The organism is Nocardia sp. 852002-51101_SCH5132738, from assembly GCF_001665695.1.
Taxonomy (GTDB): domain Bacteria; phylum Actinomycetota; class Actinomycetes; order Mycobacteriales; family Mycobacteriaceae; genus Nocardia; species Nocardia nova.
This window is the reverse complement of sequence record NZ_LZML01000164.1, coordinates 33,278-46,643: the sequence shown is the minus strand read 5'-3', so window position 1 is coordinate 46,643 and position 13,366 is coordinate 33,278. Positions and strand designations below refer to the sequence as shown.

The 13,366-nt window shown below is 68.9% G+C and carries 12 protein-coding genes; 8 read left to right on the top strand and 4 right to left on the bottom strand.

Annotated elements, in window-relative coordinates:
* The first annotated feature begins 1 nt into the window (after position 1).
* From A5789_RS25600 to A5789_RS25580, 5 genes are read left to right on the top strand one after another with little or no spacing between them, the layout of a single operon-like run.
* Complete coding sequence (locus A5789_RS25600) at positions 2-1,456, top strand: MSMEG_0567/sll0787 family protein (protein ID WP_064903102.1); 1,455 nt, start codon at positions 2-4, stop codon at positions 1,454-1,456.
* Complete coding sequence (locus tag A5789_RS25595; protein ID WP_064903104.1) at positions 1,453-2,376, top strand: carbon-nitrogen hydrolase family protein; 924 nt, start codon at positions 1,453-1,455, stop codon at positions 2,374-2,376. The genes A5789_RS25600 and A5789_RS25595 overlap by 4 nt, the downstream gene beginning before the upstream one ends.
* A 45-nt stretch (positions 2,377-2,421) precedes the next feature.
* Positions 2,422-3,684: an MSMEG_0569 family flavin-dependent oxidoreductase gene (locus tag A5789_RS25590; protein ID WP_227462969.1), complete on the top strand. Its 1,263-nt coding sequence runs from the start codon at positions 2,422-2,424 to the stop codon at positions 3,682-3,684.
* An 11-nt stretch (positions 3,685-3,695) separates the two neighbouring features.
* Complete coding sequence (locus A5789_RS25585; RefSeq protein ID WP_064927354.1) at positions 3,696-4,547, top strand: carbon-nitrogen hydrolase family protein; 852 nt, start codon at positions 3,696-3,698, stop codon at positions 4,545-4,547.
* The gene (locus A5789_RS25580) at positions 4,547-5,710 is read left to right on the top strand and encodes an MSMEG_0565 family glycosyltransferase (RefSeq protein ID WP_082940955.1); all 1,164 of its coding nucleotides are present in this window, start codon (positions 4,547-4,549) and stop codon (positions 5,708-5,710) included. The genes A5789_RS25585 and A5789_RS25580 overlap by 1 nt, the downstream gene beginning before the upstream one ends.
* Before the next feature lie 27 nt (positions 5,711-5,737).
* Here the strand turns inward: A5789_RS25580 and A5789_RS25575 are convergent, their stop codons facing one another.
* Positions 5,738-6,316 carry a TetR/AcrR family transcriptional regulator gene (locus A5789_RS25575; protein WP_064903106.1) on the bottom strand — a complete coding sequence of 193 codons (579 nt, stop codon included), beginning with the start codon at positions 6,314-6,316 and terminating at the stop codon, positions 5,738-5,740.
* 84 nt (positions 6,317-6,400) lie between these two features.
* Between A5789_RS25575 and A5789_RS25570 the strand changes: the two genes are divergently transcribed.
* Genes A5789_RS25570 through A5789_RS25560 form a run of 3 tightly spaced genes read left to right on the top strand, consistent with a single transcriptional unit; the run spans position 6,401 to position 10,010 of the window.
* Positions 6,401-7,282 carry an SDR family oxidoreductase gene (locus A5789_RS25570; RefSeq protein WP_063017793.1) on the top strand — a complete coding sequence of 294 codons (882 nt, stop codon included), beginning with the start codon at positions 6,401-6,403 and terminating at the stop codon, positions 7,280-7,282.
* Positions 7,283-7,335: 53 nt separating this feature from the next.
* Positions 7,336-7,848 carry a gluconokinase gene (locus tag A5789_RS25565; RefSeq protein ID WP_064903201.1) on the top strand — a complete coding sequence of 171 codons (513 nt, stop codon included), beginning with the start codon at positions 7,336-7,338 and terminating at the stop codon, positions 7,846-7,848.
* Between the two features lie 47 nt (positions 7,849-7,895).
* A complete protein-coding gene (locus A5789_RS25560; protein WP_104362921.1) occupies positions 7,896-10,010 on the top strand; it encodes an FAD-dependent oxidoreductase in 2,115 nt (704 codons plus the stop codon).
* Between the two features lies 1 nt (position 10,011).
* Here A5789_RS25560 and A5789_RS25555 read toward each other — a convergent pair whose 3' ends face one another.
* From A5789_RS25555 to A5789_RS25545, 3 genes are read right to left on the bottom strand one after another with little or no spacing between them, the layout of a single operon-like run.
* Entirely contained in the window at positions 10,012-10,491 is a 480-nt protein-coding gene (locus A5789_RS25555; protein ID WP_155525766.1) for an alpha/beta-hydrolase N-terminal domain-containing protein, read from the bottom strand.
* 11 nt (positions 10,492-10,502) lie between these two features.
* Positions 10,503-11,309, bottom strand: a complete 807-nt coding sequence (locus A5789_RS25550; protein ID WP_063017789.1) for a hypothetical protein — start codon at positions 11,307-11,309, stop codon at positions 10,503-10,505.
* Positions 11,310-11,357: 48 nt separating this feature from the next.
* Positions 11,358-13,292: a UvrD-helicase domain-containing protein gene (locus tag A5789_RS25545; protein ID WP_064903110.1), complete on the bottom strand. Its 1,935-nt coding sequence runs from the start codon at positions 13,290-13,292 to the stop codon at positions 11,358-11,360.
* Between the last annotated feature and the right edge of the window lie 74 nt (positions 13,293-13,366).

Sequence of the window (13,366 nt, the reverse complement as noted above, 5' to 3'; positions counted from 1 at the left end):
GATGACGACGATCGACACGCCGCGCTGGTGGCTCGACGGATCTGTGGCATCCGGCAGGCCGTCTCCCGATTACTGTGTGCTGTCCGGGCATCCGAACCCGAAGGAACCGCCCGGCGGCTTCCTGATTCGCCCGGCGGATTCCCGGCAGCTGGCCGCCTATCGAACGCTGCGGCGCGAGAGCTTCGTGGTCGAACAGGGCCTGTTCCAGGGTAGCGATGCCGACGATATCGACGATCATCCGCGCACCGTCGTGCTGGTCGCACTGGCGTCGGACGGCACTGTGCTGGGTGGTGTGCGCCTGGCGCCCGCCACCGCCGAGGATCTCGGCTGGTGGGCCGGCAGCCGGCTGGTCGTGGACTGTGGCCGCCGCACGCGCGGGGTGGGCAATGCCCTCGTACGCGCGGCCTGCGCCTACGCGGAGAGCAACAACGTGCTGCGCTTCGAGGCGACGGTGCAGCACCGATACGCCGCGCTGTTCACCCACCTCGGCTGGATTCCGCTGGGAGACACCACGTTCGGCGGCGCACCGCACGTTCGCGTGCGCTGGCCCATCGACCGCATCGACCGGCTCACGCGCTCGACCAAGGCGATGCTGGGCCCGCTGCTGACCACCCTCGGGAATGATCCATCTACCCTGGGCGGCAGACACTTCCGCGGCGATGACGGTGCGCCGGTGCCGGGCAGCGATCTCGTCGCCGCATGTGACGCCATCTTCGCCTCGATGGTCGAACGCGATCCGGAATGGGCGGGCTGGTGCGCGGCCCTGGTGAATCTCAACGATCTGTCCGCGATGGGCGCCGAACCCGTGGGGTTGCTCGACGCGGTCGCGGCACCGACCCGTTCGCTGCTCACCCGCATCCTGCGCGGCCTGGCGCGGGCCGCCGACACTTGGGGTGTGCCCGTATTGGGCGGGCATACCCAGATCGGCCCGGCCGCACTGGCAGTGACCGCATTGGGTCGCACCGCCCGGCCCGTTCCCGGTGGCGGGGGCCGGGCAGGCCACGAACTTCGGCTCACCGCGGATCTCGGTGGCCGCTGGCGCGCCGGATATACGGGGCAGCAATGGGATTCATCTTCCTACCGCACCGGAGACGAGCTGCGGGCGCTGGGCCGGTTCGTCGCCGACACCGCGCCGGCGGCCGCGAAGGATGTCAGCATGGCCGGGATCGCCGGTACGGCGGGCATGCTGGCCGAAGCATCGGGTGTCGGCGCGGTGCTCGACGTGGCCCGGATGCCGCGTCCGGCGAATACCGCGCCGGCCGAATGGATCACCTGCTTCCCCGGCTTCGCCATGCTCACCGCCGACCGCCCCGGATCCGCGACCGGCCCCACCGGACCCGCCACCTCCGCGGTATGCGGCGTCCTCACCTCCGAACCCGGCGTGCGTTTGCGCTGGCCGGACGGAACCACCACCACAGCGGTGCCCGGCACCGTGACCGGATTGGGTATCTCATGACCGAATTGACCATCTCCGTGGCGGCCGCCGAATTCGGCCGCGATATGGAAGCCTGCTACGACACCATCTCGGCACTGATCGAGCAGGCTCGTGCTCGCGGTAGCCGGCTGCTGGTCCTGCCCGAGGCATGTCTCGGCGGCTATCTGCCCAGCCTGGGCGGCGGCGCCGAGAACGACGAGGCCCGGCAACGCCGGTTGCGCAGCCTGCCGCCCGCCCTCGCCCTGGACGGGCCGGAGTTGGCGCGGATCGCCGCCATGGCGGGTGATCTCGTCGTCACCCTCGGCTTCTGCGAGGCCGACGGCGAGCTGCGCTACAACGGCGCGGTGACCCTGTCCGGCGACGGCATCCTCGGCTCCTACCGCAAAGTGCATCAGCCGCTGGGCGAAAACCTCTGCTACGCCGCCGGTTCGGAGTATCACGCCTTCGACACTCCGATCGGGCGGATGGGGATGCAGATCTGCTACGACAAGGCCTTCCCCGAGGCCGCGCGCGCCCTGGCGTTGGACGGCGCGGAGATCATCACCTCGCTGTCGGCGTGGCCGACCGCCCGCACCGCTACCGCAGAACGGCTCGAGGACGACCGCTGGACCCAGCGCTTCGACATCTTCGACCGCGCCCGGGCCGTCGAGAACCAGGTGGTGTGGATCGCTTCCAACCAGGCCGGCACCTTCGGCTCACTGCGGTTCGTGTGCAGCGCCAAGATCGTCGGGCCGGGCGGCGACATACTCGCCACCACCGGCACCGCGCCGGGACTGGCGACCGCCACGGTCGATGTCGGCCGGGCACTCGGGCTGGCCCGCGGCGGCGGCATGTACAACCTGCGGGACCGGCGGCCGGAAGTCTACGACAGCGTGGTCGCGCGCCACGGGGTCGTCGGACAGCCGTCGCTGCCGGAGGAATTGGCGGCCGCACATGCCTGAGATGACCCCGCCGTCCGTACCCGCCGCGACTCCCGGAGGAAAACCGTGACTCCGCAACCCTTTTCGATCGAACACCACGAGGTGGTGGTGATCGGCGCCGGGCAGGCCGGGCTGTCCATCAGCTGGCATCTGACCGCGCACGGGATCGATCATCTCGTGCTCGAACGCGACACCATCGCGCACGAATGGCGCGACACCCGCTGGGACAATTTCACGCTCGTCACTCCCAATTGGCAGTGCGTGCTGCCCGGATACGGTTACACCGGCCCGCAGCCGCACGGTTTCATGACCCGTGACGAGGTCTATGCCTGGGTGCGCGGTTACGCCGACACCTTCGATCCGCCGGTGCGCGAAGGGGTGGCCGTCACCGCGGTGACTGTGGCCGCGGGCGGCGGGTTCGATATCGAAACGACCGGTGGGCCGGTGCATTCCGATCAGGTCGTGGTCGCCGTCGGCGGATATCACATCCCGACCGTGCCGCGCTTCGCCGAACGGCTGCCCGGCTCGATCCGGCAGGTGCACTCCGCCGAATACCACAGTGCCGCAGATCTTCCCGAGGGAGCCGTTCTCGTCGTCGGCACCGGACAGTCCGGTGCCCAGATCGCGGAGGACCTGCACCTGGCCGGTCGCGAAGTCCATCTGGCGGTGGGCAGCGCGCCTAGAGTGGCCCGCTTCTACCGTGGACGCGACTGTGTGGCATGGCTGCAGGATATGGGCCACTACGACATTCCCATCGAGGATCAGCCCGGCGGGCTGGGCAAGCGCGAGAACACCAACCACTACGTGACCGGCCGCGACGGCGGGCGCGATATCGACCTGCGCCGCTTCGCACTCGAGGGGATGCAGCTCTACGGGCGGATGACCGATATCTCTAGCGGCACAGCGCGTTTCGACCCGTCGCTGGAATCCTCGCTCGACGCCGCGGATGCCATTGCCGAGAGCATCAAGGATTCCATCGACGACTACATCGATCGTGCGGGTATCGACGCGCCCACCGAACCGCGCTACCGGCCGGTGTGGCGTCCCGAGCACGAAGTGACCGAAATCGACCTGACCGCAAGCGGAATCACGTCGGTGGTGTGGTCGGTCGGTTTCCGGACCGACTACCGGTGGCTGCGCGTCGGGGTATTCGACGGCGAGGGCCATCCCTGCCACAATCGCGGTGTCACCTCCGTCGAGGGCCTGTACTTCCTCGGCCTGCCCTGGCTGCACACGTGGGGATCGGGCCGGTTCGCCGCCGTCGCCCGCGATGCCGAATATCTCGCGGATCGGATCACTGTCACCGCCCGCGCGACCGCCGCCGCCTGAACCGGATTCTCATGGCCGTCACCCGGATCGCCGCCGTCGCCGCTCATTTCGGCACCGGCATCGCCCGCGCCCTCGACAAGATCACCGGCATCGTCGACCGGCTCGCCGCCGACGGCGTCGACCTGCTCGTGCTGCCCGACGCGACGCTCGGCGGCTATATCGGCGACCTCCGCAACCCGGATCCCGCCACCGGGCCGGAGGCCATCGATCCCGAGGGTCCGGAGATCCAGCTGCTGTGCCGGCTGGCCGGGGCCATGACCATCTGCGTCGGCTATGCCGAACACTGTGACGGCACGCGCTACAACGCGGCGGTCTGTCTGACCGGCGACGGCGTACTCGGCCGCCATCGCAAGGTCCACCAACCCGCCGGTGAACACCTGGCCTATTCCGCCGGGGATCGCTTCTGCGCCTTCGACACCCCGGTCGGCCGCCTCGGCATGCTGATCGACTACGACAAGACGTTCCCCGAATCCGCGCGCACCCTGGCCCTCGACGGTGCGCGCACGATCGCGGCGCTGTCCGCGTGGCCGGCCAGTGTCACCGACCGCGCCTCCCGGATGCCCAACGACCGCCAATCGCGTCTGTTCGATCTCTACGACCAGGCTCGCGCGGCCGAGAATCAGGTCGTGCTCGCGTCCTCCAATCAGACCGGCATCACCGGATCGCTGCGGTTCCTCGGCCAGGCCAAGGTGGTGGGCCCGGGTGGCGACATCCTGGCCAAGACCTGGTCCAAGGGCGGCCTCGCGGTGGCCGATATCGACGTCGACGCGGAGGTGGAGCGGGCGCGCCGGGTGCTGCGGCATCTCGCGGAACGCCGCGTCGACGCCTACCACAATCTGATGACCGGTAAAGGCGGTTACTGATGCGCATCGCACTGCTCACCTACTCGACCAAGCCGCGAGGCGGGGTGGTCCACACACTGAATCTCGCCGAGGCGCTCGCGCGTCTCGGTGCGGAGGTCACGGTGTGGACGTTGGGCCGGGGCGGCGACGCGGGATTCTTCCGCCCGGTGGATCCAACTGTGACGGTACGTGTGGTGCCCTTCGAAGCCATCGACGGCGAAGCGGTCGGGACGCGAATTCTGCGTTCCATCAGTGTTTTACGCGCCGCGTTCACTCCCGTGGACTACGACATCGTCCATGCCCAGGACTGCATCAGCGCCAACGCGGTCGGCCGATGCGTTCGCACCATCCATCACCTCGATACCTTCACCACACCCGAACTGGCCCGCTGCCACGACCGTGCCATCACCGACCCCTATGCGCATATCTGCGTCTCCGCCGCGGTCGCCGCGGAGGTTCACGCCGGCTGGAATCTGCGCCCCGTCGTGATCCCCAACGGCGTCGAGTACGACCGATTCGCCTCCGCCGCAAGCGATTCGGTCACCGCATCGACCGCCCGTCGCAGCTGGCAGCGATGCCTCGGTCCCTACATTCTGGCCCTGGGTGGCATCGAACCTCGCAAGGGCAGTATCGATCTGCTGGAGGCTTTCGCGCTGCTCCGCCGCGACCACGCCCAGCTGCGCCTCGTCTTCGCGGGCGGTGAAACCCTCTTCGACTACCGCGAGTACCGGGCTCGATTCGACGCGCGCGCAACCGAACTGGGCATCCGGCCCGTCATCCTCGGCACGGTCGCCCACGACGCGCTGCCCGCACTCGTCGCCGGAGCCGCGCTGGTTCCGTTCTTCTCCACCAAGGAGGGGTTCGGACTGGCGGCCATGGAGGCCTTGGCCGCAGGGGTTCCGGTGGTCGCTCGCGAGCTTCCGGTGCTTCGGGAGGTCTTCGGCGACGCGATCTCCTACGCCACCGATCCGACCGGAATGGCGGCAACGATGGCACAGAACCTGCGGCGCGACACGGCGCGCATCGACCGTGGCAGGGCACTCGCACACCGATATGATTGGGAGACAGCGGCTCTCGCGCACATGGAGTTCTACCGGGCCCATCTCCGAAGTCCGCGGGTTCGAGCGGATTCCGATGCCATCGTGCCCGAGCCGACCGCGGAACCCTTCGCCCGGCAGGGTTGATCGGACCGGGATGTCGCTCGGGCGGACTCAGCCCAGCGCTGCGCTCGCCGCCCGCAATTCGTCCAACGCCGAGAGAACATGCCGCGCCAGTTCGTCCGAGGCGTCCCGCTCCCCGTCGGTCCATTCGGCGAACCCGCGTTTGAAGGCGAGAACTCCCAGCTCACTGGCGAGGGCCGCGGTCGGATCCGGTACACCGCGCGCGATGAGCGCCTCGGTCATCGCGGCGGCCAGCCCGACGCTCTTGAGGGCGTCGCGCTCCTGTAGTTCGGCGCTGGCGGCGACGGCCGCCTTCAGACGGGGTGCGAGCTCGCGGTTCATGGGACCCATTGCCGCCGAGGCGCGTTCGAGGCCGGCGCCGACCGCCTCGAGGGGTGTGGCACGTTCGGGCGCTTCGGCGATGCCCTCGGCCAGTAGCCGGCTCAGCGTCTCCTGGCCGGCCACGAGCAGTTCACGCTTGTCCGGGAAGTGCCGGAAGAAGGTGCTTTTCGTGACACCGGCGCGTTCGGCGATCTGCGCGACCGTCGTCGCGTCGTATCCCTGCTCGGTGAACAGGTCGACCGCGGCGACGACAAGGCGTTCTCGTGCGCCCGGTTCCCATCGACCCATGGGTTCATCATAAGTGATGGGACAAGAGTCCCGTCACCGTGGTAGCGTGACGGGACAAAGGTCCCATCACTGGAGGAGTTATCCATGCGCGTCTTCGTCACCGGCGGCACCGGACTGATCGGTTCCGCGGTGGTCGCCGAACTGCTCGGCAACGGCCACACCGTGCTCGCACTCGCCCGCTCCGACGCGTCCGCTGCCGCCGCCGAGGCCGCCGGCGCCGAAGCACTGCGCGGCGGCCTCGCCGACCTCGACGTCCTGCGGGCCGGTGCCGCTCAGGCCGACGGAGTGATCCACCTGGCGTTCGGCAACGACTTCAGCAGCGCCGATGCCCTCGCCGCCACCGTCGCCGAGGAAAGTGCGGCCCTGGCGACGATGGGCGAGGAACTCGTCGGCAGCGACCGCCCCTTCGTCACGGTCTCCGGGACGCCCAGCGTGGCGGGCCGGGCATCCACCGAGACCGATCCCGTATCGACCGACGGGCCCGTGGGTGGCCGCGGGCGGGCGGTCACGGCCGTTCTGGATTTAGCCGCGCGCGGGGTCCGGAGCACGGCCGTGCGGATGCCGCGCACGGTGCACAACCAGGGCACCGGCGGATTCGCCGGCCTGCTGACCAACATCGCCCGCCGGACCGGGGTCTCCGGCTACCCGGGCGACGGCACCCAGCGCTGGCCGGCCGTCCACGCACTCGACGCGGCACTCCTGTTCCGCCTCGCCCTGGAAAGGGCGGAACCCGGTACCGCCTGGCACGCCGTCGCCGACGAGGGCGACCGAGTGCGAGACATCGCGGAGGTCATCGGGCGGCAGCTGAACCTGCCCGTCGAGTCCGTTCCCGCGGATACCTACGGCCCGCTCGGCCCGATCTTCGCGGCCGACCAGCCCTCGTCCAGCACACACACCCGCGAGGTGCTCGGCTGGGAGCCGACGCACCCCGGCCTGCTGGAGGACCTGACGAATATCCGCCCGTGATCGATTGCGGGCGCGGCGACAGTGTCGGTTACCGTGCCAGGGTGAACGCCCGCATGCGCCCGCTCGGTGTGGTCGTGATGGGGGTTTCCGGCACCGGGAAATCGACGGTCGGTCGTCTCCTGGCCGACCGGCTCGGTATTCCGTTCGCGGATGCGGACGACCTCCACTCGGCCGCCAATATCGCGAAGATGTCCGCCGGGATTCCGCTCACGGATGAGGATCGCGCGCCCTGGCTCGCCGCGGTCGGGGGGTGGTTGCGCGAGCGGATGGCCGAGCAGACCGGCGGTGTGATCGCGTGCTCAGCACTGCGGCGGCGGTATCGCGATACCGTGCGGGCCGCCGTGACCGAGGTGATCTTCGTGCATGTGATCGCCGATCGCGACGAATTGGTGGCTCGAATGTCTCGCCGCAGGGGCCATTACATGCCTGTGTCCCTTGTCGATTCGCAATTGCGCACGCTCGAGCCGCTGGACGCCGACGAACGCGGAGCCGTGCTTCACACCGATCGGACTCCGGAGGTCCTCGCGGACGAGGCCGCCGCGCTGGTGCGGTCGATGTCTCGGTGATCGGGAGGTTTGCCCTGGCCCGCTGCCGGGAGTTCTAGCTTCGACCCGTGCCGCGCAACCAGACCTTTCCGCATCTGCTCGCTCCCGGAACCATCGGGCCGATGACCGTCCCCAACCGCGTCGTTCTGCCCGCGATGGATATGAACCTCTGCGAAGACGGGGAGATCGAGCAGGGCGATATCGATCATTTCGTCGCTCGGGCGGCCGGTGGGACGGGGCTGATCATCACCGGGTGCTGTGCGGTCGCCTACCCGGTGGGCTGTGCGAGCACCAAGGAACCCGGGCTGTCCGAGGACCGGTTCATTCCTGGGCTCCGGGCGCTCGCGGACGCCGTCCACGCCGCGGGCAGCAAGTTGTGTGTGCAGATGACCCACCACGGCAAGATCGCCCGGATCGATACCGTGCAGGGGCGCCCGCTGCTGGTTCCGTCGGCGCCGAGCGGCTCCGCGGATCTGTCGGCGCTGGCCGACAACACTCCGGAAGAACTGCAGAAGCTGGCCGCCGTCACGGGCGGTAAGCAGGCCACCTATCGCGAGGCCACGCAGGACGATATCGATTGGGTGGTGCGTTGTTTCGCGGAGGCCGCGCGACGGGTGCGGGCGGCCGGCGGTGACGCGGTCGAAATTCATTGCGCACACGGGTACATACTCGGCGGCTTCCTGAGCCGGGCGGACAACAAGCGGACCGATGAATACGGTGGCTCGCTGGCGAACCGGGCGCGCCTGGCGGTCGAGGTGATTCGCGCGGTCAAGGCCGAGGTCGGCGATTCGCTGGCGATTCTGGTGCGGATCGCGGGCCGTGAATTCGGTGAGGACGACGCGCTGACCACCGAGGAGGCGAAGCAGGCTTCGGCGCTGTTCGAGGCGGCCGGTGCCGACGCGATTCATGTCACGGGCTGGGGACGTAACCCGTTCTCCAATTTCACCGATGGGCCGCTACCGGACCACGTGGGCGCCTATACGGAACTGGCGGGCGAGGTGAAGAAGGCCGTCTCCATTCCGGTGATCGCGGTCGGCCGGGTGCTGCCGGAGATCGGCGACAAGGTCATCGCCGAGGGGAAGGCGGATTTCGCGGCGATGGGGCGGCAATTGCTCGCCGATCCGGACCTGGTGAACAAGCTGCGCGCCGGGACACCGCAGAACGTCCGGCCGTGCATCAATTGCTATGTGTGCGTGCAGGAGAACTTCTGGGACGACACCCCGTTGTGTGCGGTGAACCCCGCACTCGGCAACGAGAAACTCCTTCCGCTGGTTCGCAGCACGACCGCGAAACATGTCGTCGTGGTCGGAGCCGGTCCCGGCGGGCTCGAGACCGCCCGCCTCGCCGCCGAACGCGGCCACCGAGTCACGGTGCTGGACAAGGCCGATCGCCTCGGCGGCACCCTCTGGTTCTCCAGCCTCACCACGCCCGACAACGAACGGCTGCTGAACTGGCTGAAGGTTCAGGTCCAGCGACTCGGCATCGACATCCGTCTGAAGACCGAGGCGACCGTGCCGTCGATCACGGCGCTGAATCCCGACGTGGTCGTGGTGGCCACCGGGGCGGTGCGGGATCGCCCGGCAGTTCCCGGCAGCGATCTGCCGCACGTGCACACCGGTGACACGTTGCGCGCCTTGATGACCGGTGTGGGCGATGTTTCGCGGGTGCCACCGTTGCTGCGTACCGTCGCGAAGCTGGGCAAGATTTCCGGGGTGACGAAGAGTCCCGCCGCGATCCGGTCGGTGACGCGCCACTTCCTGCCGATGGGCAAGAATGTGGTGGTGATCGGGGGTTCGCTTGTCGGACTGGAACTTTCGGAGTTCCTGGCCGAACGCGGGCGCGCCGTGACGCTCCTCGAGGAAGGCCGACAGCTCGGTGTGCCGATGGCGATGCCGCGGCGGTGGACGGCCGTTCGGCATGCGGGCGAGGCGGGCGTCACCATTCACCGGCACGCGACCGTACTGCGAATCACCGAGCAGCACGTCGAGTTTCGCGTCGGCGAGCAGATATCGACCGCGCCGGCGGACATGGTCGTGGTGGCCTCCGGGGTCTCGGCGCAAGCACCCCTGGCCGATGCGCTGGCCGGGGTGGTTCCCGAAGTGCATGTCGTGGGTGATGCCGGTTCCGTCGATTACATCGAGGGCGCGATCCACTCGGCATGGAAGGTCGCGGCCGCGCTGTAATTCAGACGCGCAGGAGTTTCCTCATCCCCCACCGCATTCCGCGTCCCAGCACCACCAGGAAGACTGCGACCACAGCCGAACCGAAGGCACAGCGCAGCCAGTACGCGGCGCCGATCGGGGCCTCCCCCATGGCCGCGTGCAGGCCGTTCTGCCACGCGGCGGCGCGCACGACGACCGCTGTCACCACGAAGCCGCAGATCAGCAGGATCGGTACGCGGTGGCGGCCGAAGCGTTCGTCGATGTCGATTCGCCAACGGCTCAGCGTCCAGCGCAGCAGGCCGGACACTCCGATGGCGAGCGCCACCGGCACGCCGGTCAGGATGGCCTGGGATACGGAGGTACGTGGCAGCACGGCCGGCAGCAGCGACATCACGACGGCGAAGGTGACGGCGACGACCGTATCGATGCGCGGACGCACGTGGAGAGACCGGTGCCGGCGGGGCTTCATCGTCGCGTTCGCGCCCGGGGTTGTGCTCTGCATCGTCACGGCGGTTACCCGGCGGCACCGGCTTCCGCGACGGCAGCGGTGGCCGGGAGCCGAGCCGGCCGCAGGCGCCGCCACGCCACGATGCCGACGATCGCCGCCGAAACCGCTCCCACTGCGGCGGGACCACCGACATGGAGCAGCTGATCGCTGAGCCGTTCGCCCGACAGCTGCGTGCCGAACAGGAACTCCGGATCCGGCGTCGCGTAATTCTGCCGCCGGGAATTCAGGTCGACCCCCGTGGTGGCGACCGTGGCCAGGACGTCGCAGCGGGCGCGGGCGGCGGCGTCGGTGCGCGTATCGCAGGCGGCGTGCATGCGGCGCTGCAGGGTGGCGTCGATGGCCTGGCGTGCCCACGGCTGCAGCGGTTGCTGCCGCTGTTCGGCGTAGCGCAGCATGTCGTAGCCCAGGTCGTGCGCCTTGCACGCCTCGGTGAACTCGGCGGGAAGCTGGATCGGCGACGAGCAGTCACCGTCGGGATCGACCAGGATCCCGTCCTCGACCACCGGCCGATAGCCCGCCTCGGCCGCGAAATCAGTGGGCAGGGCCACCGACCACGGGTGGTCGCCGACCAGATCGGCCACGGCGGCCCGAGCCGGCAGATTCTCCACGCCCGGCTTCGCCACCGCCGCCGAGGCGGGCATGGCGGGCGCGAAGGCCAGCGGAACCATGGCGGTCATCGCCGCCAGCAGCACCGAAACGACCACCTGGCGAACCTTGCCCAGGCGTCGTGGCCGGCGATCTCGGGCGGGTGCGGTGGACGTCGATTCCGGCAGGGCGCGCGGTTCGGCCGAACCCGGTGATGCGTCGGTCATGGATGCCGAAGGTAACCGATTCAGCTGAGAAAGACCGACTCGTGGGCCTCAATCCCACATCAGCCCGATCCAGATGTGGTCCCGTGCGCGGGTCAGCGCCACCATGGTCTGTCGTGCCGCCAGCTCCGCCCGGTCGCGCTCGCTGCCGCGCAACCGGTCGACGGGCGTCGTCGGCGCGTCGGTGAGGTGGAACACCGCGGCGAAGTCCATCCCCTTGGCGCGATGGACGGTTCCCACCTTCACCGCATCGTGCTGGGTGCCGTCGTAGTGTTCGAGGGAGACGGACGGGATCTTCTTGCGGCGCAGTGCTGCTCGGATTCTCTCGGCCTGGCGGTTGGTGTCGGTGATCACGGCGATGTCGGAGTGTGGATATCCGGAAGCGGCCAGGGCGGCGACCACCGTCTCCTCGGCCCGCGACCGCGAGAAGGTCTCCGCGCGGGCCGTACCACCCGCCAACACGACCTCGCTGTCACGCAGGACGAATCCGGGGGCGCCGTCCAGGTCGTCGACCGTATTCGTCGCGTCGACCCGCTTGGCGTAGTCGTGCACGGCGGCGCGATTGCGGTAGTTGGTGCGCAGCACCGCGCCGCGGCCGACGATCGGGATGCCGGCATCGGAGAGGCGCCAGCCGCCGGGATAGACCTGTTGCTGACCGTCGCCGACCAGCAGCAGCGGTGAGGTCGAGGTGCCGCCGGCGATCTGGTGGACGAGTTTGAGTTCCATCAGGGTGAAGTCCTGAACCTCGTCGACCACCACCAGGTCGTAGGGCGCGTCCAGCGGCGCCGCGCGCAGTTCGTCGATCGCCAGATCGATCACATCGTTGAAATCCACCGTCGCGAGGTCCTGCAGCGCCGCCTGATACGGCAGGTAGAGGTGCGTCCAGACGAGCTCGCGTTGCGTCTTGTCCAGACGCAAGCGGTTTCGGCCCACCCGGTCGATTTTCAGGTACAGGTCGCGGTCGATGCCCTGGCCCTTGATGACCCGATGCAGTTCGTCCTTCCAATAGCTCGGATTCGGTTCTATGGGTTCGAGGTGGCGGCGGGCGTTGCGCCAGGCGTGATAGAAGGCGTTGTCGCCGCTACCCAGGCGGCAGCCGATATCGCGACTGCGGAGGAAATGAGTGGTCCAGGAGTGGAGCCCGGTGAATTCCACCCGCTCACCCGCGTGCGGGGCGAGGCGCCGGAATCCCGATTCGTGATAGGTCGGCAGCGTTCGCACGAAACTGGTGAAGAGCTGCCGCCCGGCGCCTTCCTTGGACAACCGCGCCATGCGGTGCAGGGCGACGACGGTCTTTCCGGTTCCGGCGGGACCGCTGAATCTCGCGGGCCCGTTGTAGTTGCGGTAGACGAGGTCGAGTTGGGCCGGATCGAGGAATGTCATCCATTCGCTGAACGGTCGCTTCAACGCCCGTGCTCGTTCTTCTTCCCGCAGCGTCGTCGCGTCGAAAAGCCCTTCGGCGGGCGCGGTTTCGGGCCCGGCGCCGCTGTCTGCGGACAGCAGCGCGAACCAGGTGTTGCGTTCGGCCACAGTCATCGCGATCTGCCGGGCACTGCGGCTGGACAGGCTCGCTTCGGCGAACAGCCGTGCGGCGATGGTCGTCGGGTCGACCGCGACGTAGCGGGCCTCGGCCGGCGTGTCGGCCGCCTCGTCCATCAGCAGCAATACCTCGATCATATGCGGCACGTACCGGGTGCGGCCGGCGGTGAGATTCGCGAACGTCTCCTCCGCACGCCAGCGGATCCGGCGTAGTTCCGCGGCGGCCGGCACCACGTCGGTGCGGACCAGAGCGAAGACACCGCCCGGGCCGACGGCGTAGGCGTCGAAGCGATCCGAACGGCTGTTCTCGCGTTCCACGAGCACATGCCAGCCGTTGCGCATCAGCGGCACCGACAGGAATCGTCGCCAGGCCGGCGTGAGGACGGTCAGTTCGCCGAGCTGTTGCGCCACGCGCTGACGCCGCCGCTCGAAATGAATATCGGGCATCTCGGACCCCCTTGCCGGCGTAGCCGGGCGGGTCCTTCGGTGGAGCCGCCACACCCCTGGCTACCAAAACCTCT

Coding starts and splice junctions, on each gene's coding strand:
- A5789_RS25600 (WP_064903102.1), top strand. CDS start 2: ATGACGACGATCGACACGCCGCGCTGGTGGCTCGACGGATCTGTGGCA.
- A5789_RS25595 (WP_064903104.1), top strand. CDS start 1,453: ATGACCGAATTGACCATCTCCGTGGCGGCCGCCGAATTCGGCCGCGAT.
- A5789_RS25585 (WP_064927354.1), top strand. CDS start 3,696: ATGGCCGTCACCCGGATCGCCGCCGTCGCCGCTCATTTCGGCACCGGC.
- A5789_RS25580 (WP_082940955.1), top strand. CDS start 4,547: ATGCGCATCGCACTGCTCACCTACTCGACCAAGCCGCGAGGCGGGGTG.
- A5789_RS25575 (WP_064903106.1), bottom strand. CDS start 6,316: ATGGGTCGATGGGAACCGGGCGCACGAGAACGCCTTGTCGTCGCCGCG.
- A5789_RS25570 (WP_063017793.1), top strand. CDS start 6,401: ATGCGCGTCTTCGTCACCGGCGGCACCGGACTGATCGGTTCCGCGGTG.
- A5789_RS25565 (WP_064903201.1), top strand. CDS start 7,336: ATGCGCCCGCTCGGTGTGGTCGTGATGGGGGTTTCCGGCACCGGGAAA.
- A5789_RS25555 (WP_155525766.1), bottom strand. CDS start 10,491: ATGCAGAGCACAACCCCGGGCGCGAACGCGACGATGAAGCCCCGCCGG.
- A5789_RS25550 (WP_063017789.1), bottom strand. CDS start 11,309: ATGACCGACGCATCACCGGGTTCGGCCGAACCGCGCGCCCTGCCGGAA.
- A5789_RS25545 (WP_064903110.1), bottom strand. CDS start 13,292: ATGCCCGATATTCATTTCGAGCGGCGGCGTCAGCGCGTGGCGCAACAG.